Annotated in this window: 16 protein-coding genes; 12 read left to right on the top strand and 4 right to left on the bottom strand. The window is 70.8% G+C overall.

The window, feature by feature from the left end; genetic code table 11:
• Nucleotides 1-782: 782 nt before the first annotated feature.
• From G6O54_RS14090 to G6O54_RS14035, 12 genes are all read left to right on the top strand, one after another.
• A complete protein-coding gene (locus tag G6O54_RS14090; RefSeq protein WP_250846882.1) occupies nt 783-2,798 on the top strand; it encodes an outer membrane protein assembly factor BamB family protein in 2,016 nt (671 codons plus the stop codon).
• The gene (locus G6O54_RS14085) at nt 2,791-3,687 is read left to right on the top strand and encodes an SIMPL domain-containing protein (RefSeq protein WP_165226279.1); all 897 of its coding nucleotides are present in this window, start codon (nt 2,791-2,793) and stop codon (nt 3,685-3,687) included. Before G6O54_RS14090 ends, G6O54_RS14085 begins: the two co-directional genes overlap by 8 nt.
• The gene (locus G6O54_RS14080) at nt 3,684-4,772 is read left to right on the top strand and encodes a prenyltransferase/squalene oxidase repeat-containing protein (RefSeq protein ID WP_165226278.1); all 1,089 of its coding nucleotides are present in this window, start codon (nt 3,684-3,686) and stop codon (nt 4,770-4,772) included. The genes G6O54_RS14085 and G6O54_RS14080 overlap by 4 nt, the downstream gene beginning before the upstream one ends.
• Nucleotides 4,773-4,801: 29 nt before the next feature.
• The gene (locus tag G6O54_RS14075) at nt 4,802-5,851 is read left to right on the top strand and encodes an AAA family ATPase (protein WP_165226277.1); all 1,050 of its coding nucleotides are present in this window, start codon (nt 4,802-4,804) and stop codon (nt 5,849-5,851) included.
• A complete protein-coding gene (locus tag G6O54_RS14070) occupies nt 5,820-6,740 on the top strand; it encodes a DUF58 domain-containing protein (RefSeq protein ID WP_165226276.1) in 921 nt (306 codons plus the stop codon). The genes G6O54_RS14075 and G6O54_RS14070 overlap by 32 nt, the downstream gene beginning before the upstream one ends.
• A gap of 3 nt (nt 6,741-6,743) precedes the next feature.
• Nucleotides 6,744-8,909 (top strand): BatA domain-containing protein, encoded by a 2,166-nt coding sequence (locus G6O54_RS14065; RefSeq protein WP_165226275.1) that lies wholly within the window; start codon nt 6,744-6,746, stop codon nt 8,907-8,909.
• A 37-nt stretch (nt 8,910-8,946) separates the two neighbouring features.
• Complete coding sequence (locus G6O54_RS14060; protein ID WP_165226274.1) at nt 8,947-11,403, top strand: VWA domain-containing protein; 2,457 nt, start codon at nt 8,947-8,949, stop codon at nt 11,401-11,403.
• A gap of 34 nt (nt 11,404-11,437) precedes the next feature.
• Nucleotides 11,438-13,666: a DUF4175 family protein gene (locus G6O54_RS14055; protein WP_165226273.1), complete on the top strand. Its 2,229-nt coding sequence runs from the start codon at nt 11,438-11,440 to the stop codon at nt 13,664-13,666.
• Nucleotides 13,650-15,563: a coiled-coil domain-containing protein gene (locus G6O54_RS14050; protein WP_165226272.1), complete on the top strand. Its 1,914-nt coding sequence runs from the start codon at nt 13,650-13,652 to the stop codon at nt 15,561-15,563. Before G6O54_RS14055 ends, G6O54_RS14050 begins: the two co-directional genes overlap by 17 nt.
• A gap of 54 nt (nt 15,564-15,617) precedes the next feature.
• Nucleotides 15,618-16,142 (top strand): HMG-box domain-containing protein, encoded by a 525-nt coding sequence (locus G6O54_RS14045; protein WP_165226271.1) that lies wholly within the window; start codon nt 15,618-15,620, stop codon nt 16,140-16,142.
• A 366-nt stretch (nt 16,143-16,508) separates the two neighbouring features.
• Nucleotides 16,509-19,100: an NPCBM/NEW2 domain-containing protein gene (locus G6O54_RS14040; RefSeq protein ID WP_165226270.1), complete on the top strand. Its 2,592-nt coding sequence runs from the start codon at nt 16,509-16,511 to the stop codon at nt 19,098-19,100.
• On the top strand, nt 19,097-20,797 hold the full coding sequence (locus G6O54_RS14035; RefSeq protein ID WP_165226269.1) for a hypothetical protein: 1,701 nt from the start codon (nt 19,097-19,099) through the stop codon (nt 20,795-20,797). The genes G6O54_RS14040 and G6O54_RS14035 overlap by 4 nt, the downstream gene beginning before the upstream one ends.
• Here the strand turns inward: G6O54_RS14035 and G6O54_RS14030 are convergent.
• The 4 genes from G6O54_RS14030 to G6O54_RS14015 form a co-directional block, all read right to left on the bottom strand.
• Nucleotides 20,778-22,526 carry an EF-hand domain-containing protein gene (locus tag G6O54_RS14030; RefSeq protein WP_165226268.1) on the bottom strand — a complete coding sequence of 583 codons (1,749 nt, stop codon included), beginning with the start codon at nt 22,524-22,526 and terminating at the stop codon, nt 20,778-20,780. The genes G6O54_RS14035 and G6O54_RS14030 overlap by 20 nt on opposite strands.
• Nucleotides 22,523-23,872 carry a DUF1501 domain-containing protein gene (locus G6O54_RS14025; protein WP_165226267.1) on the bottom strand — a complete coding sequence of 450 codons (1,350 nt, stop codon included), beginning with the start codon at nt 23,870-23,872 and terminating at the stop codon, nt 22,523-22,525. Before G6O54_RS14025 ends, G6O54_RS14030 begins: the two co-directional genes overlap by 4 nt.
• A gap of 57 nt (nt 23,873-23,929) precedes the next feature.
• Nucleotides 23,930-25,468 (bottom strand): DUF1549 and DUF1553 domain-containing protein, encoded by a 1,539-nt coding sequence (locus G6O54_RS14020; protein ID WP_256368983.1) that lies wholly within the window; start codon nt 25,466-25,468, stop codon nt 23,930-23,932.
• Between the two features lie 353 nt (nt 25,469-25,821).
• The gene (locus G6O54_RS14015; RefSeq protein ID WP_165226265.1) at nt 25,822-26,133 is read right to left on the bottom strand and encodes a transposase; all 312 of its coding nucleotides are present in this window, start codon (nt 26,131-26,133) and stop codon (nt 25,822-25,824) included.
• Between the last annotated feature and the right edge of the window lie 23 nt (nt 26,134-26,156).

The raw sequence follows: 26,156 nt of genomic DNA, 5'->3' as shown, positions 1-26,156 counted from the left end.
CGAGTCCACCGCCAGCCCGGGTTGCTGGCCTCGACGAAACGACTCGCGACGATCTCAAGTCTCTGCATCGCATCGATTTGGCTCCTCGAGCCGCGAGCTGCTGGAGATGGTTCTGCTGTCCTCGGTCGCTTGGGCTCCGGCTCGCCTCGCCCGCGTTAGCGAGACCGAGGCAGGTCGGGCAAGTCGGATCGAGGGCGGATCCGATACCGAAATGGTCTGCGAGGCGACATCGTTCCTTCGGGACCTGCCGGACAGGATTCTTCGGGATTCAGACGATCTTAGGAGAGCCGTGAGCGGGGCACCGCGACACAGCACCTCCCTATCAAGCATCACGGATTATCACGCTGGGTCGGTCCCGACATTCAACTCCGGATCCATGCCTGCGTTGCAACAGCCTCGGCGACGGGGCTTTCCTTGAGCGACAGGCACCGTCCATGGGGATCCGTGCTAACACTGCTCAAGTGTCTTTGCCCTGGTGATTCCCACCAGGATCCCGGTGACCATCCAAGACTCTCTTCCTTCCCCGGTCCTGCAATGTGAGAGAATTCGTTTGCACGATCGATATCGGAACGATTACAACCGTGGGACACTTCAGGACCACGCCGCTTCCTGACGAGTCGAGCACGGTGGTTGTGGTCATCTGAAGCCTTCGTCGGGACCATGCCCACGTGTCACGGTTCTGCCTATTCGCAACCATCGGCCTGCTAATCGCGTCGTCCGCCGGCGCCGATGACGGCGCGGCCGATAAGATGTCCAACGATCGCCCAGATAGGCCGCTGCAGATGCCGCCGGCCTCGAGCGAGACGAAGGAAGCGTTCGACGACTTCGAGAGGTTCGCGCGGCGGGCGGCCTGGGAAAGAGCGACCAAGGCGCTCTACGCCATCCCCGAAGCCCAGGCCCCGCGGTTCGTCGACGGGGCGAACGGCTTCATCATCCCCGTGGGCCAGAAGCGTCGTTCGGTCCTCGCCGGCCTCTCGACCGAGGGGCAGGCGGCATACCGGCTCTTCTACGACTCGGACGCGAAGAAGCTGCTGGACCAGGCGGAAGGAGCGACCGAGCAGGCCACGCTCGAGAGGCTCTTCTCGTCGTACTTCCTCACCTCGGTCGGGGATAACGCGGCGGATCGCCTGGGCGACCTGTACTTCGAGCAGGGGCAGTTCGATCGCGCCGCCGACTGCTGGCTGGCCATCCTCCGGGAACGTCCCGACTCGGAGCTCTCGCCGGCCCTGACGACGGTCAAGGCCGCCCTGGCCCTGGCGAGGGCCGGGCGACGGTCAGAGCTGGATGCCCTCCGATCGGAGTCGGGGGAGCGCGTCGCCGATGAGGTCGTCACGATCGGGGGCAAGAAGGCGAAGGCGGGCGAGCATCTCAGGCGCATCGCCGCGGAATCCCTGCCCGCCAGCGAGGCCCGGTCGGCTGACCCCGCGGGCGGAGGCCCGGCACCGGAGCTCGCCGAGACGGTGGCCACGGCCTGGCAGGTTCGGTTCGCGGCCTCGGTCACCGCCGGGATGACCCCCGTGGAGCTGTCCCAGTGGGAGGCGACGTCCTTCAGCGGCGCCGTGCCGGCGACGGCGGTCGAGGGGCAGACGCTCTTCGCGAACTACCTCGGCCACGTGTTCGCCGTCGACCTGGCCAGCGGCAAGCTGCTCTGGCGATCCGCGTCGTTCCACAACCTGGAACAGGCCACGACGCAGGGCCAGTCCCAGATGATCGAGACGAACCGGTTCGCCATCCTCGCCGGCCGAGGCCGCGTCTGGAGCCTCGGCCGCGACCTCAAGGACCCGAACTACCAGGCCGAATTCCGGCTGGCCTGCCGACGGGCGGAGAACGGGGAGGTTGTGTGGCAATCGTCGGATCTGTCCGACTATTCCGGGATCGACTTCGTGGGCCCGCCCCTCCTCACCAGGGACACCCTGTTCATCGCCGGCAAGTCCTCGACCTCGATGGGCTCGATGTACGGAGGCGGCGGCGGGCAGGACGGCCAGCCGCGCCAGTACGTCCTGGCGATCCGCCCGCACGACGGCAAGCTACTCTGGAAAACGGAGGTCGGGATCTTCCGCGAGGGCGAGCGCTACTACTGGTACTACGGCCCGCGAGAGACCAATCCCCAGCCCCGGCTCCTCTACCGCGCGGGTTCGGTCTACGTGGACACGCACAACGGGCTCCTCGCCCGGCTCGACGCCGAATCCGGGGCGGTGGACTGGGGCTACGGATATCCGACCGACCCAACCCAGTCGCAGAGCCGCTTCATCGTCATCTTCGACGAGATGCCCCAGGCGGCCCCGTCAACGGCGTGCAGCGATCCGCTCCTCCTGGGCGACCTGGTGCTCATCAAGGGGCTCAAGTCGGATCGCATCTGCGCGATCGACCCAGATCGGATGAAGGTCGCGTGGGAGCGCCCGATCGCGAAGTCGGCGCGGCTGCTGGGGGTGGACGACGCGACGCTGTACCTGGGCGGGCCGGAGCTCGCGGCGCTGGACCTCAAGGGGCGCTCGCTGCGATGGTCGGCACCCCTGCCGGGGGGATGCTCCGACGGGCGCCTGCTCGTGCGACGCGACGGGCTGTGGCAGCTCACTCCGCGGGGGATCTTCGAGGTCGACCCGCAGACCGGCCGGATCCGGCGGATCTTCCGGGGGCAGGACACCGGCGCCGAGGGAGGCGACCTGATCCTGACCGACCGCTTGTTGCTGGCGATCAGCAACCGCACGATCTCGGCCTATCCGCGCCGGCCCGCCGGGGCCGAGAAGATTGCCCGCGACGGGACGGGGTCACCGAGCAATGGGGGGCCGAATGAGTAGATCGGACATGGCGATCGTCGTCTCCGGGGCGATCGCCCTCGCCGTCGCCGCGGCCCCCGCCCGGGGACAGCTCGCGGAGGGGACGGCCAACGCGCAGGCGAACATCGACGGCTTCGCCGTGATCGGCAAGGGCACCGCCGTCGCGAGGCCTAACCGGCTGGAGATCGACCTGGAGGTCTCGGCCTCCTCGGAATTGAGCGCCGACGCCATCGTGAAGTACCGGGACGCCAAGAAGCGGCTCCAGGACGCCTTCGCCACCCTCAAGATGAAGAACGTGACGGTGGAGGAGCGCGGCCTGCTCGTCGACCAGAAGGGGCAGGCGTACAACCCGTACTACATGGACACGCCCCCCGCACGGAAGGGGAAGGTCGAGGTCCAGCTCCGGCGGAAGCTCGTGGTCAGCGTCTCGGACATCCGCCCGATGGACGAGGAGGCTCTGCTCCAGCTCGTGGCCAAGCTCCTGGACGTGGCCCAGGACGCCGGGGGGAAGGTGGGAGGCGGCGGCGACTCCATGCCGTACTACTACCGGTATAACAACGAGGGGAGCAAGCTCGTCCGGTTCATCCTGGACGACTACGAGTCGCTCCAGGAAAAGGCCTACGGCGAGGCGATCACCGACGCCCGTACCAAGGCGGGGCGGCTGGCCAAGCTCAGCGGGGTCGAGCTCGGTCGCATCGCCGGGATCCGCGAGGTGCTGGTCTCCGGCGAGAAGCCGCCCGCCGGGGCATTGGCGCTCTACTACGGCGTCATGCCCTCCTCGAACGACGAGGAGGTGCCCCGCAAGCGGCTCGAGTCGTCGCGGTTCCAGGAGATCCCCGTGCGGGTCGAGCTCCACGTGCGGTTCGACCTGGCCGGGCCGGTGAAGCTCGGGAAGGGGGGGGCGGAATGACGTCGACGTCGTTCCCACTCCGCCGGCGCGACTTCCTCGGGGGATGCGGCCTGGGCCTCCTCGCCGGGGCCGCCGCCTCGGTCGCCCGCACGCGGACGGCTTTCGGCCAGGAGAAGGAGGTCCTGCCCAAGCACATCACGCCGGAGGCGCTCCGGGCGGTGATCAAGGGCCTGGACTACCTGTCCGGGGCCCAGGCCGAGGACGGCTCCTGGATCACCGGCGGCGGGCAGGCCTATCCGGTCGCAATGACCGGCCTGGCCGGGACGGCGTTCCTCGCCCACGGGAACTCCCCCACCAGGGGCAAGTACTCCAAGGCCGTGCAGGGCGCAGTCGAGTTCCTCGTCCGGTGCAGCACGGCGACAGGCCTGATCACCGGGCCCGCGCAGGACAGCGGTCAGCCGATGCACGGCCACGGCTTCGCCCTCATGTTCCTCGCCTGCGCGTACGGGACGATCACGAAGGCCTCGCTCCGCAACCAGGTCGCCGACGCGATCCGCAAGGCCGTCACGCTGACCAGCCAGGGCCAGAGCAATGCGGGGGGGTGGACCTATGTCCCCGGGACCGGCGACGAGGGCTCGGTCACCGTCACGCAGGTCCAGGCGTTGCGGGCCGCACAGAACGCGGGATTCCTCGTCCCCAAGGCGGTCATCGACTCCGCCGCGGACTACCTGGAGAAGTGCCGGACCCCCGAAGGGGGGATCCGCTACTCGCTCCTCTCCGGCGGCGGCCCCAGGCTGCCGATCTCGGCGGCGGCCGTCGCCACGCTGTACAACGCCGGGCAATTCGACAGCCCGATCGCCACCGACTGCCTGAAGTACGTCTGGGACCAGTTCCGCGCCCGCGAGGAGTGGAGCAAGGGCGGGGCCCACGACTACTACGCGCACCTCTATGCGTCGCAGGGCTTCTACATGGCCGGCGACACCTACTGGGACGCCTACTTCCCGAAGACCCGCGACCAGCTCCTGTCCATGCAAGCCGGCGACGGATCCTGGAGCGGCGACGGGATCGGCCAGGTCTACGGCACCTCGATCGCCGTGATCATCCTTCAGCTTCCGTTCAAGTACCTCCCCGTGTTCCAGCGGTGAACCCGCGACAAGAGAAGAGGGACGCGACGTTGAGTACCGCAACCGTAGCCGAGCCCGACGTGACCGAGCTGGAAGAGCTTCGGTCCGTCCACGGCCAGATCCGCCAGCAGATGGCCAGGCAGATCATCGGCCAGGACGAGGTCGTCGACCAGCTCCTGATCGCCGTCTTCGCCCGCGGCCACTGCATCCTGGAGGGCGTGCCCGGGCTGGCCAAGACCCTGATGGTCCACTCGCTGGCGCAGTCCCTCTCGCTGGATTTCAGCCGGATTCAGTTCACGCCCGACCTGATGCCCAGCGACATCACCGGAACCGAGGTGTTGTACGAGGATCGAGAGTCGGGGGCGAGGGAGCTGCGGTTCGTGAAAGGGCCCCTGTTCGCGAACCTCGTCCTCGCCGACGAGATCAACCGCACGCCCCCCAAGACCCAGGCCGCGCTGCTGGAGGCCATGCAGGAGCGTCAGGTGACGGCCGGCGGCCACAAGCACCGGCTGCCCGAGCCCTTCTTCGTGCTCGCGACCCAGAACCCGATCGAGCAGGAGGGGACGTATCCCCTGCCCGAGGCCCAGCTCGACCGCTTCCTCTTCAAGATCTTCATCCACTACCCGACGCCCGACGAGGAGCGGAGGATCTACCGGCTCACCACCGGCCTGGACCTCGAGGATCTCACGCCGCTGATCACCGGGGAGCGGATCGCCGCCCTCCAGAAGATCGTCCGGCGCGTGCCCGTCTCGGATTACTGCATCGACTACGCGATGGACCTGGTCCGGGCGACTCGTGGCAAGGAGCCGAACAGCCCCAAGTACATCTCCGACTGGATCTCGTGGGGCGCGGGCCCCCGGGCCGGGCAGTCCCTGATCGTCGCGGCCAAGGCCCGCGCGGCGCTCGCCGGGCGTCCCAGCGTGGGCGTCGAGGACATCCGGGCCATGGCCCGGCCGGTGCTGCGGCACCGGGTCGTCCTGAACTACAACGCGCAGGCCGCCGGCCAGACGAGCGACACGATCGTCGGGCGGCTCCTCGAGGACATCCCCGTGCGGAAGGGGGCGGCCGATGGCGACGTCGCGAACGTATTCCGATCCTGACGTCATCGCCCAGATCGCCGACCTCACCCTCCGGTCGCGCCGGCTGGCCGAGGGGGCGATCAGCGGGCAGCACCGCAGCCCGTTCCACGGCTTCAACATCGAGTTCGCCTCCTACCGAGAGTACACGCCCGGCGACGACCTCCGCCGGCTCGACTGGCGCGTCTTCGCCCGGTCCGACCGGCACTACATCAAGCAGTACGAGGAGGAGAGCAACGTCCGCGTGACCTTCGTCGTCGATGCCAGCGCGTCGATGAACTACAAGGGCTCGCGAGCGGCGCTCGCCAAGTTCGACTACGCCTCGACCCTGGTCGTCTCCCTGGCGATGCTCCTGTCCCGCCAGCAGGACCCCGTCGGCCTCGTCCTGTTCGACGAGGAGGCCGGGCAGCTCCTGCCGCCGAGCGCGACCCAGGCTCAGGTGAGCGTGATGTCGCAGATCCTCCAGAAGTGCACCCCGGCCCGCAAGACCGAGCTCGGCGGCCTGCTCCGGTCGCTCACCGACCGGATCCGGCGGCGGGGGTTCCTGGTGGTCGTCTCCGACCTGTTCACCGACCTGGAGCCGGTCTTCGACGGCCTGGACCGGCTCCGCTTCCTCGGCCACGAAGTGCTCGTCATGCAGGTGCTCGACCGCGACGAGCTGGAGCTCCCCTTCGACGGCCCGACCGTCTTCAAGGACATCGAGGGGGACGAGCAGGTCTTCGCCGAGCCCGGCGCCTTCCGGAAGGCGTATCAGGGGGCGATCCGCGAGTTCCTGGCGGAGGTCCGCCGGGAGTGCGGCGCCCGGGGCTACGACCACGTCGCCCTCTGCACCGACGACCACCTGGGCGACTCGCTCGCCCGCTTCCTCCGCTCCCGCGAGGACTCGGCCCACAACCCGGGCGGGCGATACTGAACCATGCTGAGCCTGCTGAGCCCACTCCTGGTCTGGGGGACCCTCCTGGGGGCCATCCCCATCATCATTCACCTGCTGAACCGCCGCCGGTTCCGCGTGGTGGAGTGGGCGCCGATGCGCCACCTCAAGCTAACGATCCGGCGCAACCGGCGGCGGATCCAGATCGAGGAGCTGCTCCTGCTGCTCCTTCGGATCGCGTTGCCGGTCCTCCTGTTCCTGTTCCTGGCCCGCCCGGTGCTGAACCCGACCGGCCTCGAGACGTGGCTGATCGGCGGCGGGCGGACCAGCCAGATCGTCCTGGTCGACGACTCGCTGAGCATGGGCTACGCCGGCGGCGGCCCTCCCGCGTTCCATCGCGCCCGCGAGGCCGCCGGGGCCGTCCTCGGCGCGGCGAACCCTCAGGACCGCTGCACCCTCGTCGCCGCCTCGGCCCCGCGCACGCCGGTCTTCCTTGAGGTCGAGGGCACGCGGCGGGAGGAGCTCTCGGGGGACGCCCTGGCGTTGCCGCTCTCGGACACGCACGCCGCCTGGCCGACGGTCCTGGCCGGCGTGGACGAGGTGGTCCAGTCCTGCACCTACCCGATGCGGAACCTCACGATCGTCACCGATCTCCGCAAGTCGGGCTGGGACGCCTCCGTCGGCGAGGTGGCCCGCCGGTGGCAGGAGCAAGGGGTGCGAGTCCGCGTGGTCGACGTCGGCGGCGACCAGGCCGATAACGTCGCTCTTCAGGCTCTCATCCCCCTCGACCGCGCGATCCTCGCCGGCGCCGAGACCCACTGGGAGGCGACGGTCCGCAACGACTCCCCCCGGGTCCTCAGCCGCGCCAAGGCGATCCTCCGCATCGACGACCGGCCGACCGAGGTGCCCCTGCCCGAGATCCCGCCGCACCATGTGATGCGCGTCCCGATCACCGCCCGGTTCCCCTCGCAGGGGATGCACGACATCTCGCTGCAACTGCCCGAGGACGAGCTCGCCGGCGACAACCAGATCTGGGCGGCGGTCCCCGTGAAGGACTCGCTCCTGATCCGCCTGGTGGACGGCGAGCCCTCGTCCGAGCCGTTCGGGTCGGAGGTCGACTACCTCGCGGCGCCCCTCTCGATCGGCGTCGGCGACGCGGAGGCCTGGCGCATCGAGACCGTCCAGGAGGAGAATTTCCTCAATCCCCGTCTCGAGCCCGCGGACGTGCTCGTCCTGGCCAACGTCTCGTCGCCCACGGAGGAGCAGGCAAGGAAGCTCGCCCAGCTCGTCCGCGGCGGGATGGGGCTGATGGTCTTCACGGGGGGGAGGCTGGACACGGCGTTGTACAACCAGCGGCTCTACCGGTCGGGCGAGCCGCTCCTGCCGGTCTGCCTCAAGGCGCAGGCGGACGAGGCGATCCGCGGGCTGACCGTCGAGGACGTCCGGCCGTCGCCGATCGAGAGGCTGCTGGAGCTCCGGCCCTCGGCGCTCGAGCGGGTGTCCGTCCGCCGGATCATGGGCGTCGAGGAGCCGTCCGGCGAGCCGGGCGCGGTCCGTGTGCTCGCCCGCTGGAACGACCCGGCGCGGTCGCCCGCCGTGGTCGAGCGGGTCGTCGGCGAGGGCCGCGTCCTCCTCTGGACGACCACCGCCGACCGCGCCGACACCGACTGGCCGATCGAGCCCAGCTTCGTGCTGGCGATCCGCGAGGCGGTGCGGGGGACGGCCCGGCCGACGTCGTTCGCGCACACCGTCACCGCGGGCGAGCGGCCGACCCGGATCGTCCACTCGAGCCACCAGCTCACGAGCGTCCGGCTCACCCCGCCGGGCGGCGGCGAGCCGAGGTCGCTGACCTCGGGCTCGGCCGAGGACAGGGCCTCCGGCGACGCGACGCCGGCCTGGGAGATCACCGTCCCCGACACCCGCAGGGCCGGGCTCTATCGGGTGTCGTGGGACGAGGGGCCGCTCGGGACGCAGCAGGACGTCTTCGCCTCCAACCCCGACGCCCGGGAGAGCGAGCTCGATCGGATCGCGGCGGCCGACCTGAAGGGGCTGCTCGCCCCGCTGAAGGTCGAGGTCGCCGCGGCCCGGGGCGACGGTCGCGACGCCTTCTCGGCGACCGGCCGGGAGGTCTGGCACGAGATGGCCTGGGTCCTGCTGGCCCTCCTGATCTTCGAGCCGATCCTGGCCGCGTGGGTGGGGCGCTCGCGATGAAGACGAAACCGACTCCTCTTCGTCCCGACGGTGCGTCATGAACCGGATCTGGCAGCTACTCCTGGGCCTCGAGCCTCGGTCGCCGGGCGACGTGCCGTCGGGCGAGAGCACGCACCTGGAGCTGACCGCGCTGCCCGGCGGGGGGTTAGCCCTCCTGATCATCGCGGCGGCGGTCGCCGCCTTCGCCCTGCTCTGGTGGCTCCCCCGGCGTGAGAAGCGGGAGCTGTCCGGCCCCAGGCGGGCCTGGCTGGCGGCGCTGCGGGCCCTCGTGCTCCTGGCGGCCGGGATCATGCTAGTCGAGCCGGTCCTGGTCACGTCGCACCGCGAGACGGTCCGATCGCAATTGCCGATCATCGTCGACGACTCGGAGAGCATGCGGTTCTCCGACCCCTACACCGACGAGACCCGCGCGGCCGCGACCGCGGCGGCCCTGAAGATCGAGGGCGAGGGGGGCAAGTCGCCGGTGGACCGGCTCCGGGAGACGCCCCGGCTGGACCTCGCGAAGAAGGCGATCTCCGCCCACCTGGACGACCTGGGCAAGGGTCGCGACGTGTCGTTCTTCGACCTGGAATCGGCCTCGAAGGCCGTGACGGCCGGCCCGGCCCGCGCCAAGCCCCTGGAGGAGATCCAGCCCCGGCGGTCGATCTCCCCGCTCGGCGACGCCCTGCGGGGCGTGCTGGCGGTCCACCGGGGCCGGCCGGTGGCGGGGATCGCGCTCGTCTCCGACGGCCGCTCGAACGCGGGTGAGGACCCGCTGCGCGTGGCGGAGTCGCTGGCCAGGCTGAACGTCCCGATCTTCCCGATCGCCTCCGGCGGCGAGGAGGGCCCGCGCAACGTCCGGGTCGTCGAGGTCGTCGCCAGCCCGGTCGTCTTCGCCACCGACCCGATGACCCTGTCCGTCATCGTCGAGGCACGGGGGCTGAAGGAGGCCGACGCCGACCTCGTCCTGGAGCAGCGGGTCAACGGCGCCGACTGGCAGCAGGTGGCCAGCCAGCGGATACCGTTGGGCGACGACGGGATCCAGAAGCGGACCTCCTTCCGGATCGTGCCCAAGGTGATCGGCCAGTACGAGTATCGCGCCCGGGTCGAGGACGCCGGGCCGGAGTTGACGCGGGACGACAACGTCGCGACCGCCATGGTCCGCGTCGTCCGCCAGCAGATCCGCGTCCTGATGATCGCCGGGTCCCCTTCGCCCGAGATGCAGTTCCTCCGCAACGCCCTCCAGCGCGACCAGCACGTGGCCTTCGCCGCCTGGCTCCAGCACGCCGACCCCGGCTACCGCCAGCCGGGCGACAAGCCGATCTCCCGGCTGCCCGGCGACGCCGAGGAGCTGGCCCGCTACGACGCCCTGATCCTGATCGATCCCGACATGCAGGCCCTCGGCCCCGCCTGGCCGGAGCTGATCGCCAACTTCGTGGGCAAGGATGGCGGCGGCCTGATCTACATGCCCGGCGAGCTGTACTCGCAGCAGCTCTTCGACGCGGAGTCCGGCGGCACCACGGAGTCGGGGCGGTGGACGCGGATCCTGCCGGTCGTCCGCGAGCCGGGGCTCTTCCGCACCGAGGCCGAGGTCCGCCTGGCCACCCAGTCGACCTACGCCCTCGAGCTGACGCCCGAGGGTCGGGGCGACCCGATCTTCGAGTTCCACCCCGACCCGATCCGCAACCGGACGATCCTGACGAGCCTCCCCGGCATGTACTGGAGCTTCCCGGTGACCCGGGCCCGGCCCGGCGCCACGGTGCTGGCCCGGCACGGCGACCCCCGGATGCAGAACCAGTACGGCCGGCACGTCCTGCTGGCCTCCCAGCTCTACGGCCCGGGGCGCACGGTCTTCATCGGGTTCGACAGCACCTACCGCTGGAGGTACCTCGCCGAGGACTACTTCGACGGCTTCTGGGCCCGCCTGGTGGACCGGGTGGGGCGGAACAAGGCCCTCGGCGGCCGGTTCCCGTTCCTGGTCAGCCTGGGCAAGACGGCGTACCGGGTGGGGGACAGGGTGCAGATCGGCGTCCGGTTCACCGAGGCCGCCGCGGTGGCCGAGGCCTCCGGCCTGGCGGCCGAGGTGGAGCCCGACGGCCAGGCCCCGGAGCCGCTGGTCTTCGAGCGTGTCCCCGACGACCCGGCCTCGCTCACGGCCAGCTTCCCGGCCGAGCGCGCCGGCGGCTACACGCTCCGCATCACCCCCGCGACGGGCGCCGACGCCGGGGCGACGACCAGGGTCTCGACGACCAATTTCCGGGTCGAGCCGCCGCGCCGGGAGCTCGACGAGCCGTCGCTGAACCGCGCCCTGCTGGCCGACCTCGCCCGGCTGACCGGAGGCCGGGTCCTGGACGTCTCCGAGGCCGGCAAGCTCGACGAGTCGATCGCGATGCGCGAGGTCACCCGGACCGTCGAGCAGCGCGACGAGCTCTGGGACGCCCCCATTCTTTATGCGACCATCATCCTGGGCCTGACGGCCGAGTGGATTTCGCGCAAAATCTTCCGCATGGTCTGAGTCGTCCGATCGTCCAGCCCCCGAGAGGCCGTACGTGACCACCGAGCCCGAGACCCTCACCGTCGAACCCGACTCGCTCCGCGAGGAGCAGGCGCGGCTGCGTGCCTGGCTCTCGCGGAAACGCCGGGCTTTGGGGTTCGAGATGGCCCTCGAGTTCGCCCTCGACGCCGCGGCCGCGATCGTCGCCCTGGGCGCCGTCCTCGTGGCGCTCGACTACTGGCTGCGGCTCGGCCTCTCGTCCCGCCAGGTCCTGCTGGGCGTCACCCTGGCCGGGCTGGCCATCGCCCTGGCGATCCGGCTGGTCCCCCGGTTCCGCGCCGCGACGCTCGACGACCTCTCGCTGGCGATGACCCTCGACCGGGTCCGTCCGGGGATTGGCCAGCAGGTCGCCGACGTGCTCCAGCTCCCCGGCCTGCTCCGCCAGGAGAAGACGGCCGAGTCGCCGGCGTTGGTCCGCCTGGCCGTCCGGCGCGCCCTGGAGTCCCTGGCCGCCGCCGACCGCCAGACGCGGTGGAACTGGGCCCGGACGGCGGGCCGCGGGCTGCTGTTCCTCGGAGCCCTGGCGATCCCCGTCGCCTTCGCACTGATCGCCCCGTCGGCGGCGCGGCTCAGCCTGGCGCGATGGCTCAGAGGGTCGGACGAGCGTTGGCCGCAGGGGACCTATTTGACGCTGACAGGGGTGGGCGACGACGGGTCCCTGCTGGCCCCGCGCGACGAGCCGTTCGCGGTGGAGGTCCGGGCCGACCTGCCCGACCTCCGGCCGCGGGACGATCGCTGGGTCCTGCCGGACCGGGGCGAGCCGTTCTCGATGCGGAAGAAGCCCGGGCCCCCCGTGGTCCCGCCGTCGGTCCGGCTCCGCGAGCGGACCGCCGAGGGGGCCGTCCGCGACGCCGTGATGACCGCCGTCGCCCCGGGCGTCTTCCGCCACGAGCTGCCGCCCTCATCCGACTCCTCGACCTTCGAGCTCACCGGGGGCGACGACTGGCTCGGGCCGATCCGGATCGAGCGGGCCGACCGGCCGACCCTGCAGGCGACCCGGCTCCGAGTCCGCGACCCGGGCGCCGCGAAGGGGGAGTTCCGCGCGGTCGAGGACCCCGCGGAGTCGCTCCTCTTCCTGCCCGACACCGAGGTCGAGATGACCCTGGTCGGCTCCGAGCCGATCGACCGCACCCGCCTGGACGTGCATCCGGGCGAGCCCCCCGCGCTCGAGCGCGTCGACCCGAAGTCCTTCGCCGCCCGCTGGACGCTCCGCGAGGCGACCACGCTGGAGATCCAGCTCACCTCGAGCGGGACCGGGCTCGCCTCCCGGCCGACGTTCCTCTCGCTCGGCCTGCTCAAGGACCGGGTGCCGCGCGTGACGCTCCGCGCCCAGGGGGTCGGCGCCCATGTCACGCCCGTCGCCACGATCCCGCTGGCCATGGCCGCCACCGACGACCTGGGCCTCGCGTCCACCCGCCTCCAGGTCGAGCGGACGAGCCACGCCGAGGGCAAGGCCGAGCCCGTCGTCTCGAAGCAGACCGTCCCCCTCCCGTTGCCCGCCGGCGGCAAGGCCGTCCTCGACCACCAGGCGCGGCACGACCTCGACCTCCAGCCCAGCCCGCCGCCGATCGGCACCGTCCTCCGGATCCAGGCCGAGGTCGAGGACCGCTGCGCCCGGGGGGCCCAGGTCGGCCGCTCCGGCGTCGTCCACCTCCAGGTGGTCTCGGCCGACGAGCTCTTCTACGAGATCCTCATCCGCCAGCGGGCCGAGCGATCCAGGTTCCTGGCGACCGTCGAGGCCACGGAGAAGCAGGCACCGGTCCTGGCCAGCAACACGTCGTCGGAGGATTACATGAACGTCCTCCGCGCCCTGCATACGTCCAGCCGCCAGCTCGACCAGGTCGCCGGCCGGATCGCCGACACGCTCCAGGAGATGAAGCTGAACGAGGTGGGCTCCCCCAAGTCGCACCGCCTGCTCCAGGACGGGATCATCGACCCGATCCGCGAGCTCAATGCCGGGCCGGTCGCCGAGCTCCGCGGCGTCCTCCAGGCGCTCGGCGGCGGGACTCGGGTCCAATCCGACGTCGAGAAGGCGCGCCGACTGCACGGCGAGGTCGTGGCGAGGATGAAGACGATCCTCGAGCAGATGTCGCAGTGGGAGAGCTTCGTCGACGTGGTCAACCAGGTCGCCGAGGTCATCAAGATCCAGCAGAAGGTGCTCAAAGACACCGAGGACGCCCGGGAAACCCGCACGAAGGAGGTGTTCGATGAGGTCAAGCCCTAGACCGCATGCCCGACGCCGGGCGACCGGCCTCGCCGGGCTGCTCGCGACCCTGTTCCTCGCGCCACCCGGGGAGTGGGCCCGCGCGCAGGACCCGGCGAAGGGCCTCTTCGACGACGACAAGCCGGCCGCCAAGGAGGCCGAGGGCAAGGACAAGGACGCCGCCAAGAAGCCGGACAGGCCGGCCGTCCCCGCCGGGGATACCATCGGCTTCACCCAGGAGAACGCCGCGGCCCAGATGACCGAGCTGGAGGAGCGGATGTTCCGCCTCTCCGAGGCCCTCCGCGGGCTCGAGCCGGAGAACGCCTCTCGGCTCCGGCTGGCCCTCAAGTTCTCCCGCGAGGAGCTGATCCTCGAGCAGATGCGCGACGCGCACAAGATGCTCAAGGGCGCCCAGCTCTCCAAGGCGGAGACGGAGATCAAGGAGCTCCTGGCCAAGCTCGAGCACCTCCGCAACGTCCTCCTCGCCGAGGATCTCGACTTCCAGCTCAAGCTCGCGCGGCTCCGGCAGATGCGCGAGACCCTCGGCCAGCTCGAGCGGATCGTCAAGGACGAGCGGCGCGAGCTGGGATGGTCCCGATTCGCCATCGACCAGCGGCGGTCCGGCGAGAAACTGGCCGCCCGCCGCCCCGACCTGGAGTCGCTGGCCCGCGACCAGAAGAGGCTGCTGGACGACACCCGGGCACTCGCCGCGAAGAAGGACGGCGATCACAAGGCCGCCCGGGCCGCCCTCCGCGACCGCGAGGCGGCGATCACGAAGGCGACGACGGCGCTCGCCGGCGACCCCGTCTTCGCCGACTATCAGCCGTCGCAACTGCGGAAGGCCGAGGTCCCCCTGAAGGAGGCGGCGGAGGAGCTCGGCCAGGCCGGCAAGGACCTGGCCGGGGCCGTCGCCCCCGAGGAGAAGGCCGAGGCCATCCTCCGCGAGGAGCTCAAGTCGCTGGACGGCCGCTCCGCCGCCGCGACGCGCGACCTCGCCAAGGGCGAGTTCGGCAAGCACGAGGCCGGCCAGCAGACGACCCGCAAGGCCGCCGAGGCCCTCGCCGCCGCGTCGGCCCGCCTGGGAGACGCCGGCGTGGCCCTCCAGAAGGACCTGATCCGGGCCGGCGGCTCGATGCAGGACGCCGAGAAGAACCTGGCGAAGACCGCCGCCGACCCCGCCGCGTCCGAGCAGTCCGAGGCGCTCGACATCCTCACCAGGTCCGGCGAGGAACTCGCCAAGGCCACGGAGAAGCTCCTGGTCCAGCTCCGGACCGAGCTCTACACCCGGCTCATCGCCGAGCTGACCGAGATGCACGAGGCCCAGGCGTACATCCGCGAGAACACCGAGGCCCAGGCCCCGATGCTCGCCAAGAAGTCCCGCCCCGCCTCGATCGCCATGGCCGGGCTCGCCCAGAAGGAGGGCGAGCTGGCCGGCCGCACCGAGCAGCTCCTGGCCCTGGTCGAGGAGACCGAGTTCGGCATCGCGCTGCCCACGGCCCTGAAGGTCTTCGGGCGGGAGATGCGCGAGGTCGAGGGCCGGCTCAAGGAGACGGACGCCTCGCCCCAGACCGTCGCGATGGAGAAGCGGATCGAGGAGGACCTGCTCGGCCTGCTCCAGGCCGTCCGCCGGCTCCCCCCGACGACTCCACCCCCCGCCAACGCGCCGTTGCCCTCGGACCTCTCGGAGCGCGAGCGTGAGCTGAACCGGCTGATCGCCGAGCTGAAGACCATCCGCCTCCTCCAGGCCCGCCTGAACGACGACACCGTGGGCGTCGACAAGACGCGCACCGCCCCAGTCCCCGCCCCGTCCGCCACGCTCACGCCGGCCCTCCGCCGCGAGATCGAGGCGTTGGAGGCGACCCAGGAAGACCTCCGCGAGAACCTGGCCAGGATCGCGGAACGCATCGAACAGCCATGATGTCCGACCGGATCGAGCGAACGCGTTTCCATTCCTCCAGCCCATGAGGGAACCATGAGCCGAGACCGCCGTATCTTCGGGACCGCGGCCCTTCTGACGGGCCTCCTTGGCGCGTCCCTCGCGACCGCCGAGGACGTCAAGCCGGACGAGATCGCCTCCAAGATGGGGGGGGTGGTCGACTCGCTGGGCAAGAAGCAGACCGGCGACCCGGTCCAGGGCGAGCAGAAGGCGATCGTCCGCGACCTCGACGAGCTGATCGCCCAGCTCGAGAAGCAGTGCCAGGCGTGCAAGAACGGCCTCAAGCGGAACCGGCCGATGAACGGGATGAAGGACTCGACGATCAGCCGGGGCACCGGCGGCATCGGCGACCTGACCGACCCGAACGACGGCGGCAAGGGCTGGGGCAAGCTCTCCGACCGCGAGCGCGACCGCATCCTCCAGTCCATGAGCGAGGGCTTCCCGCCCGAGTACCGCACCGTCCTCGAACGCTACTACCGCCGCCTGGCCGAGGAGAAATCCGCCAAGACCGCTGGCGAAGGGGCGAAGTCCAAGGCGGCCGACGAGGCCGCCAAGCCCTGATACGGAGCCTCCCTGAAATCCCCCTCGAACCAGGGGAGGCGAGTCCGGTTGTCTCCTCTACAAACTCTTCTTTACCCACAAGTGGAAGTCGAGCGAAGTTGCACGTCGAGCAGGGCGAGCCATTCCGGTCCCCTCCCCCACACAGGGAGGAGGGGACCAGAGGGTCCGCCTCGCGCAACATGCACCCCGCCTGGCCTCGGGCTTCTCGCACTTGTGGGTAATGCTAAGCCTTAGTAATTGGGAAGCGGATTCGGCTCTCCGTCTTGCCGGGGACGAGTTGCGACGAGACGAGGCCCGCGGTGCAGGACCTCTGAGATAGTCACCAAGCGACGTACGGGGATCACGCGACACACCGGGGGATCGGCGATGCTGGGCGGACTTCTTGTGTGGATCGGCCTCGGGGCGGCCGGCGCGGGCGACTATCACCGGCCGCTGGCCGAGAAGGCGTTCGACCAGGCCGCCCTCGACGCCGGAGGCTTCGGCGACAAGAAGGCGCTCGCCCGCGAGGCCGACGGCCTGCGGGTGACCCTCAAGCCGGGCGAGGCCGAGGCGGGCTGGAAGACGCCGCCGCAGCTCCGGATCGGCGGCGACTGCACGATCACCGCGACCCTGGACATCCGCAAGCTCCCCAAGCCCGCCCGGGAGGACGGCGCCGCGATCGGCATCGCGGTCGCCACCCAGATCATCGACCAGCCCGAGGCGACGCTCCTGCGCGAGCTCGAGCCCGACGGCAGGGACATCTATCGGCCCATCGAGAAGTCCGCCGCGGGCGGCCCGATGATGGGCTCGCCGATGATGGGCCGCCGGCGGGCCTTCAATCCCTTCGGCGGCCCCGACCCCACGCCCGCCAAGCCGATCCGGCACACCTTCCCGGCGAAAGGCCAGTCGATCCGCCTGGAGATCCGCCGTCAGGGCCAGAGCCTCCGCTTCCAGGTCTACGACGAGATGGCCAAGGAGCCGCGCGAGATCGGCAAGGTCGACATCGGCCCGATGGACATCGCCGGCGTGAAGCTCTTCGTCGCCAACCGAAACGGGGCCGAGCCCGTGGACGTCCTCTTCCGGGATTTGGTCGTCCACGCCGAACGGATCACCGGGCTGGGCACCGCCGTCCGCACCATCCACGGGACGGTCCTCCACGGCGAGCCATCGGCGCTGGAGCACGGCAAGCTCGTCATCATGGACAATACCCCCGCGGCGGCCCCCGCCAACCCGCCCGCGGCGGGGACCGCCGACCTGCCCAAACAGGTCTTCTCCCCCGTGCGGGCCGCCCCGACCCGGCTCCCCTCCGGGGGCGTCGTCGCGGACCTCCCCAGGCTCGTCTTCGTCTCGAACCCCGGCCCGCAGGTGAATCCGGCGGCGAGGGTCAAGGCAAGGCTCCCGCTCGACCAGGTCGAGTCGATCACCTTCGAGCGGTCGTCGATGCTCGCGGTCAAGTTCGTCGGCCAGCCGAACGTGGACACGACCGGGCCCGGCGGCACCGCGGGGAAGGACGAGAAGAAGGCCGCCGGGGACGACCTCGCCGCACCGCCGCCGGGGACGGTGCCGCCCCCCAAGCTGCCCAAGGTCGAGCCCAAGCCCAGCGGCATCCGCGACATCCACCTGGTGATGTCCGGCCTCCGCGACGCGGCGATCCAGCAGATCATGATCCAGTGCCCCACCGACAAGGGCCAGGCCATGTGGCAGCTCGACACGACCGGCACCCCGGCCTGGCCCGTGAGCCTCCGTCGCGCGGGCAAGGAGACCTGGGCCGACGTGTTCCTGGAGCCGCCCGACGGAGACTGCAACAACAAGCCGTTCATGATCAACCTGATGTACGCCGACGGCCAGAATGCCCAGGTCCAGGCCCAGGCGACCGGGAAGACCGACCCCAAGCTCAAGTACGACCCCGCGGCGCCGACCCCCGCGCTCGACGCCCGCGTCTACCTCGCCGAGGACGAGCAGCTTTTCGGCAGGCTCGAGGCGTTGAGCGCGGACGCGCTGACCCTGACGACGACCTGGGGCGACAAGATCGACGTCCCGCTGGCCCGCGTCCTCGGCGTGTACATGGGGATGGCCGACCACAAGGAGTCGCCCGAGTCGTTCGCCAAGCGGCTCAAGGCCCCCGGCGGCGAGGACCTGCTCCTGGCCCGCGCCAAGGACGGCGAGGTCGTGACGATCGGGGGCGTCGTCGAGGCGGCGAAGGGGGAGAAGCTCACGTTCGCCTACCGGGGCAAGAGCCGGACGCTGGCGCTCAAGCAGGTCGAGGGGTTCGTCCTCGCGGCCAGGCCCGCGCCGGCACCCCCGACCGAGGTGCGCCCCACGTTCACGCTCTCGGGAGGCCTGGCCCTCTCGGGCCGCTGGGTCAAGGTCGAGGGCGACAAGTGGGAGGTGGAGACCCCCTGGGGCCAGGCCGTCAAGCTCCCCTCGGCCGAGGTCCGCGGCGTCCGGTTCCGCGGCGGCGAGATGGCCTACCTCTCGGACCTCCAGCCGAGCAAGGTCGAGGAGACTCCCTACTTCGCCCGCCGGGCTCCCTACCGCCGGGACGTCACCCTCGACGGCTCGCCGCTGAAAATCGACGACCGAATCGTCGAGAAGGGCCTCTCCGTGCACTCGCGGACGGCCCTGACGTATGACCTCGACCGCCGCTACACCACGTTCGAGGCGACCGTCGGATTCGACCCCTCGGGCAACAAGAAGGGCCGGGTCGATTGCCGGGTCTTCGCCGACGGCAAGGAGCTGTACGCCAACCCCGACCTCCGCGCCGACGCCCCGCCCGTCCGCCTCTCCCTGCCCGTCGCGGGGGCCGACCAACTCCGCCTGATCGTCGACTTCGGCGCCGACGAGGACACCGGCGATCGCGTAATCTGGGCGGACGCGCGGCTCTATCGCCCCGGGGCCGGCCCGACGCCCGGGGCGGCCTCGGTCGCGGCCGCCTCCCCGGACCGATCGCTCACAACGACAACCGCGAGCCGACCATGACACGAACCTCGCCCGCGTACTCGCCTCGCGTCCGTTCCCTCGGGATGTGCCTCGTCGCCGGACTCTGCCTCGCGCCGACCGTCCGAGGTGCCGAGGACCGCCCGCCGCTCCCGGTCGAGGTCTACGAGTGGTCGGTCTGGGTCGGCAGCCCCGCCCAGAATTCCCTCAACCAGCCGCGCGTCTACCGCAACGCGATGCCCGGCCCGGTCGGCACAGTCCGGCCCAAGATCGAGGGCCCGGAATTGAACCGGCAATTCCCGGTCGCCCCGGTCTCCGTGGTCCAGGCGTTCGGCGAGCCGACCCAGGACGTCGACTTCGACCTCCGCGTCAAGAAGGGGAGCGTCCTGGCCCACTGGCCGCAGGCCACCGAGCGGAGCGACGGCCTCCGCTGGTTCAAGGCGAACCTGCTCGCCGCGCCCCCCGCCGGCACCGCGGCGGGGTTCATCCCCGAGGACCACTGGTTCCAGAAGCTCCGGCGGCCGGACAAGGCCCTCTTCATCAAGCACGAGACGAGGGTCGAGCGGTTCCTGTCCTACGACGCCGAGGTCGCGATCCCGATCCCGGTCAAGATCCGCGGCGGGCCGGATGAGTACACGCTCCAGAATTTGACGAATGCGAGGCTCCTCGACGTCGCGGTGATCGCGCCCGTCGACGGGGGCCGCTACCGCTTCGGCTGGCTCGACGAGCTCCCCTCCGGCATCCCCAGGAGCGTGACCGACGAGGAGGCGGCCAAGGAGAAGGAGAAGAAGGAGAACGAGAAGAACAAGGACAAGCCCGAGGCGAAGGCGAAGGCCGCGGAGGCCGCCCTCGATAAGGCCGAGGCCGAGCTCAAGGCCGGGGACAAGAAGGCCGAGCCCAAGCCCATCCCCGCCGAGGCCGACGCGGACACCCGCGCCCGCGTGGACCAGGCGCTCAATCGCCCCGTCACGGTCAACGCCGACAAGGTCCCTCGGAGGGACGTCCTGGCCCTGGTCGCCGGCCAGGCACGCGTCCGCTACGAGGTGGACGACCCGACGCTCTCCAAGGACAAGATCGACCTGGGCCAGCCGATGACCCTGAAGAACGGCCGCCTCGCGGCCCGCGACGCGCTCGCCGAGGTGCTCGGCACGATCGGCCTGAGCTACCGGATCGCCGACGACGCCAGCCTGTTCATCACCACCGCCGCCCGCCTGGCCGCCGAGACCAACAAGAAGGCCGTGATCGAGGGCCCCCCGATCAAGCTCACCCTCTCCCAGCCCCTGAGCCCCTCGGACCCCTCCTTCCGCCAGGTCACCCGCGACACCTACGCCCGCCGCCTGACGGCCCAGGGGATGCGCGCCGAGGTCGTCCAGGCGTATCTCGACCAGTACGCCTCCACGATCTTCGAGCCCAAGGGCCTGATCGTGCTGGCCCATCTGTCGCGCGAGGCGATCGACGAGATCGTCCTCCTCGACGTCTTCCCGACCCCCAAGAAGTTCGTGCGGACGGCGGCGGTGATCGCTCACGGGGTCGACCCGCGGCTCCAGGACCGCGCCCGGCTGCTCGTCAAGCAGCTCGGCGACCTCGGCCCGAAGGCCCGCGAGGACGCCGAGACCCAGCTCTACGACATGGGCCCCGTGGCCATCCCCGTGCTCGAAGACGCGCTCCGCGAGAAGGACATCGAGATCGTCTTCCGCGCCGAGCGGATCCTCCTGAGGTTCAACCGCCAGGTGCCTTGACCCGGTCCGATCGGCCGGGGGACGCCTCCTGGGCCTCGGCGGGCGAGAGCAGGCCGTCGTGGTCGCGGTCGAGGCGAGCGAACTGGTCGCGGGTCCCGAGGAACTCGCGCGGAGAGACGTCCCCGTCGTGGTTCCGGTCCATCTTGCGGAACCAGGCCGGCCCGGAGGCCGGCCTCGGCCGCGAGGGTGCGGCGGCCATGCCCGCGGGCACGACGACGACGTTCCCGTTGGCGGGCGTCGCGAGGAGGACAGACAGGTCGCCGCGGTCGAGGACGAGCCGGAAGTGCTGCGGGATCTCGTCGGGGGTCACGCGGCCGTCGCGATCTCGGTCGCAGGCCGAGACGCGGGCGAAGGTCTCCAGGACCTCCCTCGCGCCGAGGCGGCGGTCGCGGTCCAGGTCGAGCATCCCGAAGAGCGCCCGGCCCTCGTCCGAGGCCGTCATCGTCAGATGCCCCCGCGCCGCGACCGCCTCCCGCGCCACGAACTCGTCCAGCTCGCGGGGATAGACCTTCCCGTCGCCGTCATGGTCGAGGGCCTCGAAGAGGCCGGCCAGGGGCGAGACCGGGGCGTTGTCCTGGTTGAGCTCGTCCCTCTCGAGGTATCCGTCCTGGTTGGCATCGGCGGCGTCGAACCGGGCCCGCAGGCCCTTGCGCGCGGCCTCCGCGGCCCTCGCCCCGTCGTCCACGTGGACGTCGATCCGGACGGGGCCCATCTCGATCTCGGCCGCGCCTTGCACGAGCGGCCGGACGGTCATGCCCGCCGGCGATCCGCCGTCGGCACTTCGGACCGCCACCGCGGCCCGGCCCGAGGCGTCGGCGGAGAGGACCACGTCCAGGATCGCGTCGCGCGGAGCGTCCGCCAGGTAGGTGCGCAGCTCCTCGGCGCTCAGCGTGCCGTCGCGGTTGCGGTCCGACGCGGCGAACGCCTCGGCCGGGATGGCGAACTCCTCCGGGGACAGCCGGGAGTCGCGCCGGCCAGGCCCCCGGCTCGATCCCGTGTCGTACTTCTTCACCAGCAGCCGCGACAGCCGCACGGTCGACTCGCCGGGGCTCAACTCGATCACCGTCGGCGTGGACGAATCGCGAGCGGGACGGGCCTGCATCATGGACATCGCATCGACGGAGGTTGTCGTCAGGTTGACCTCGCCTTCGTCGATCATCTCGTCGGCGTCGCGGTCGAGCCGGCGGAGCGAGCCGACGATGGCGTCCATCTCGGGCCGGGTGAGCTCGCCGTCCTTGTCCCGGTCGAGCTGGTCGAAGAGGGCGTCGGTCCGCCGCCCCGGGACCGGCTCGACCTGCAGCCGGAAGGGCCCGAACGAGCCGCGGAGGACCTCGGTCAACTCCTGGACGGAGATCTCGCCGTCCTTCGGGCTGACGTCCGCCTCCGGCTGGCCCCGGGCCGGCGTGCTGGCGCTCGGGCCGGCCGGAGTCAGGAGCGCGGCCAGGCCGTTCTTCGCGGCCTCCTGCGTGGTGATCTGGCCGTCCCCGTTGTCGTCGAGGCGCGCGTGGTAGGCGCGGATCCCCTCGGCCCAGGCCGCGCGGAACGGCCGATCGCCGACCATCACGCGGACGCGGAGGAGGATTGCCCGGGCCTCCCCGAGGATCACCAGGTCCTGCACCGCGTCGTCCCCGGGCGCGGCGAACGCCGAGGCCGGCGGGACCGTCGCGGGGGGCTCGTCGTCCACGAGGAGCGCAAGAGCGATCGCCAGCAGTCCAGCGGGAACCATCATCCCAGGAGCTCCGCGATCGGTTTCGCCTTGAGATCGACCAGCCGGATCGGCCGGCCGTCCTCCGCCGTGTTCTGCGTCGTCGGGTCGAGCCCGAGAGCCTTGACGATCGTGGCGAGCAGGTCCGACACCGCGACGGGCCGGTCGCGGACCTCCATGCCGTCGGGCCCGGTGTCGCCGACCACCCGGCCCCCGTGCACCTTCCCGCCGGACAGCACCGTGGACCAGGCGTTCGGGAAGTGGTCGCGCCCCGCGTTCTCGTTGATCTTGGGCGTGCGGCCGAATTCGCCCATCCAGACGATCAGTGTGTCGTCGAGCCGCCCGCGCGAGCGCAGGTCCGTGATCAACGTCGACCAGCCGGAATCGAGCACGCCGCAGAGGGCCTTGACGGCGTCGAAGTTCTGGGCGTGCGTGTCCCAGCCCAGAGAGTTCCGCCCGTCCACGCCGGAGAGCGTGACCTCGACGAACGGGACCCCCCGCTCCACGAGGCGACGGGCCAGCAGGCACCCCTGGCCGAAGGGATTGCGGCCGTAAGCGTTGCGCAGGGCGTCGGGCTCCTCGTCGAGCTCGAACGCCTTCGCGGCCGGCGACCGCATCATCCTCACCGCCCGCATGTAAGCGTCGTTGTGGCTCTCGGGAGTGACCCCTGGGCGTGTCTCCCGGAAGTCCCGGGCGAACGACTGGAGGAGCTTCAGCCTGTCGTCGGCGCGGTCGGCCTTGATGTCGGACGGCAGCTCCAGGTCGTCCACGCGGAAGGCCCGGCTGCCCGCCTTGCCCGCGCCGTAGGAGCGCTCGCCGACGACGAGCGGCGCGTACCGAGGGCCGAGGAACCCCGACCCGAACGCGCCGGGGCTGATCGCCCGATACGGCGCGACGCTGACGAACCCCGGCAGCTCGGCCGAGTCGTCCTCGAGCTCCTTGGAGATCAGGGCCCCGAGCGCGGGGTAGCGGACGGAGACCAGCGGCAGGTATCCCGTGCGGAGCACGTAGGTGGCCCGGCTGTGGTCCCCCTCCTTCGTGCTCATCCCCCGGATGATCGCCAGCTCCTTGGCCTCGCGGGCGAGCTTCGGCAGGTGCTCGCCGATCTGCATCCCCGGGACGCTCGTCGAGATCGGCTTGAACGGCCCGCCGTTCTCGTGGCCCGGCTTGGGGTCGAACGTGTCGATCTGGCTGGGCCCGCCCGACATCCAGAGCAGGATGCAGGCCTTGCGGCGACTGGGATCCGGCGCGGCCTTCGCCGCGAGGTTCTCGATCCATCCGGAGGCCGAGCCCGCCAGCGTCCCCCACGAGGCGAGCCGGAGCATCTGCCGGCGGGTGACGCGCCCCGCCGACGAAGAGGAATAATCCATGGCAGGTCTCCCCGATCCCTCAACGTGCTCGGCGACGGAGGACGATCCCCCGCCTCCTCAGTGATTGGTGCGGAACTCGGGCCCGTTGAGCAGGGCCCAGAAGACGTCCGACAGGGCTCGGGCGCGGTCCGCTTCAGTCGAGCGGCCGTCGATGTACCGGATCGCGAGTAAACGCTCTTCCGACCTGGGCAGGCGGGAAAGGGCTGCCAGGAAGACCATCTCGACCCGCCCCGCGGTATCGAGGTAGGGGGCCTCGGCGATGGCCCCGATCGTCTCTCCGGACTCCGGCCTGGTGGCGCCGCTCAGGACCGCGCCGTTCATGAGGGTGAGGGCCTGAAGGATCGACGTCTGCGACTCGGTCGGCGGCACGTCGCGCTCGGTGAAGAGCTCGAGCAGGCGAGCCCGGCTCTCGCCCAGGTCGCATCCCGTCGCCTGCGCCAGGCTGTCCACGAACTGGTCCGGCGACATCCCGCGCACGGGCATCCGGGAGAAGAGCGGCGTGGTCGTCGCCGTGCCGGGCTCCGCGGCACTCGAGAGGCTATACGCCCGGGTCGCCATCAGGGCACGGATCAGATACTTCAGGTTGTAGTCGTGGTCTCGGAACTCGCCGGCGACCTCGTCGAGGAGCCCGACGAGCGCCGGATCCCCCTCGGCCTCGAGGTCGTCCACGGGGTCGATCAGGCCGTTGCCGAAGAAGCGGGCCCAGACGCGGTTGACGGCCGCCCGGGCGAAATAGGGGTTCTTTGGAGAGCAGACCCACTCGGCCAGGACCTCGCGCGTGCCGGCGCGGGGGCGCCAGGCCGGCGCGGAGTGGTCAAGGTGGACGGCCTTGACGACCTTCGAGGTACCGGGGATGGTTAGCTCCCGGCGCTGTGCATCCTCGCGACCCATGCGGCGTGAGGTCGCGTCGTTCGACTGCTGGGGGACGCCCGCGAAGAAGGCGGCGAAGCTCCAGAATTCCTCCCGCTTCCACTTCGCGAAAGGGTGGTCGTGGCACTGGGCGCACTGGACGCGGATGCCGAGGAAGGCCCGCGCGGCATCGCCCGCGACGACTTCCGGCTTCCCGCTCCGGGCGGCGTAGAATGCCGCCGGCGACGGATCTACCGTCGCGGCAACCATCGAATCGTTCGAGTTCGCCTCGAGCCTGACCGAGAGGATATCGCGGACGATCTGGTCGTAGCCCGCTTCCTCGGCGACCTTCTTCCGCAGCCATGCCTCCAGGCCGGCCGGAGAGGCCCCGACCTGATCATCGGTCTCGGGGAGCAGGAATTGCCGCCACAGGAGGGCGGCCCGCGCCGCGTACGCCGGGCTGTCGAGCAGACGGTCGACGAGCGCCGCTCGTTTGTTCGGATCTGGGTCGTTGAGGAAGTCGCGAGCTTCGCCGGCGGTCGGGATCTTCCCGACCAGGTCGAGACAGGCGCGGCGGAGGAACTCCCCGTCGTCGGCCGCCGTCGCGGGTCGCAACTTCGCCTCCGCCCATCGGGCCGTCAGGCGGGTATCGATGCGCCGGGTGAGAGCCAGGTCCTCCCGGTTACCGCTGGTGCGCCCGTCCGCCACAGGCCCGCAACGAGCCTCGCTCCCAAGGCAAGGGAGCATCACGACAAGGAACAGGAGACCATGGTTCCGCATGACGGCGCTCCGTTCGCACTGGCGAGAATCGCTCATGCTCCTCACGATGTGGCCGGCACTCATGCTACTGAGTCCGGGTATGCCTGTCCAACTCCGAAGTCGCGGAACGGCATCGTTCTCGTCTTGCGGGATGCCAATTCCTCGGCCATTCCTCTTTGGCTGCTCGGACGGTCCGGGCCTCACGGCCCTCTGGTATCAGGACCTCCCTGGGCCTCAGTTCGGTTCATCCGGCTGAAGCGCGCGGGGCAGTAGTGACCGCGGTGTCGCTATCCCATCAACTCGTCCCGCGTCTCATGGAGCGACAGTATCTTCAGCTTGAACTACTCGTGGTCGCCGTAGCCGTAGGCGCCCCGCTTGAGGACCCTGATCTTGTTGATGGTGCCCTCCAGTGGGCCTCTGGTGATCATCGCGTCGTGGTAGGCCAGCAGGCCGCTGCGGTAGAGGGCCAGCGTCCCGGCCATCTGCCGGAGCATCTTCATGCCCGAGGCCTGGGCCCGCCTCAGCCGGCCGTCGAGGAAGCTCGTCGCGAACGCCTTGCCCGGCTGCTCCCAGAACCGCCTCAGGCCCTCCTTCATGTAAGAGGCGGTCGCCAGCGGCCTGTTCAGCTCGGGCGATCGAACGACGAGCGACACGCTGAAGGAAGCTGGGACGGACG

The organism is Aquisphaera insulae (assembly GCF_011064615.1).
Taxonomy (GTDB): Bacteria; Planctomycetota; Planctomycetia; order Isosphaerales; family Isosphaeraceae; genus Aquisphaera; species Aquisphaera insulae.
This window is presented reverse-complemented; position numbering and strand designations above follow the sequence as displayed.

Coding starts and splice junctions, on each gene's coding strand:
- G6O54_RS14020 (WP_256368983.1), bottom strand. CDS start 25,468: ATGCTCCCTTGCCTTGGGAGCGAGGCTCGTTGCGGGCCTGTGGCGGAC.
- G6O54_RS14090 (WP_250846882.1), top strand. CDS start 783: ATGCCGCCGGCCTCGAGCGAGACGAAGGAAGCGTTCGACGACTTCGAG.
- G6O54_RS14085 (WP_165226279.1), top strand. CDS start 2,791: ATGAGTAGATCGGACATGGCGATCGTCGTCTCCGGGGCGATCGCCCTC.
- G6O54_RS14035 (WP_165226269.1), top strand. CDS start 19,097: ATGACACGAACCTCGCCCGCGTACTCGCCTCGCGTCCGTTCCCTCGGG.
- G6O54_RS14080 (WP_165226278.1), top strand. CDS start 3,684: ATGACGTCGACGTCGTTCCCACTCCGCCGGCGCGACTTCCTCGGGGGA.
- G6O54_RS14025 (WP_165226267.1), bottom strand. CDS start 23,872: ATGGATTATTCCTCTTCGTCGGCGGGGCGCGTCACCCGCCGGCAGATG.
- G6O54_RS14060 (WP_165226274.1), top strand. CDS start 8,947: ATGAACCGGATCTGGCAGCTACTCCTGGGCCTCGAGCCTCGGTCGCCG.
- G6O54_RS14065 (WP_165226275.1), top strand. CDS start 6,744: ATGCTGAGCCTGCTGAGCCCACTCCTGGTCTGGGGGACCCTCCTGGGG.
- G6O54_RS14070 (WP_165226276.1), top strand. CDS start 5,820: ATGGCGACGTCGCGAACGTATTCCGATCCTGACGTCATCGCCCAGATC.
- G6O54_RS14040 (WP_165226270.1), top strand. CDS start 16,509: ATGCTGGGCGGACTTCTTGTGTGGATCGGCCTCGGGGCGGCCGGCGCG.
- G6O54_RS14045 (WP_165226271.1), top strand. CDS start 15,618: ATGAGCCGAGACCGCCGTATCTTCGGGACCGCGGCCCTTCTGACGGGC.
- G6O54_RS14050 (WP_165226272.1), top strand. CDS start 13,650: ATGAGGTCAAGCCCTAGACCGCATGCCCGACGCCGGGCGACCGGCCTC.
- G6O54_RS14030 (WP_165226268.1), bottom strand. CDS start 22,526: ATGATGGTTCCCGCTGGACTGCTGGCGATCGCTCTTGCGCTCCTCGTG.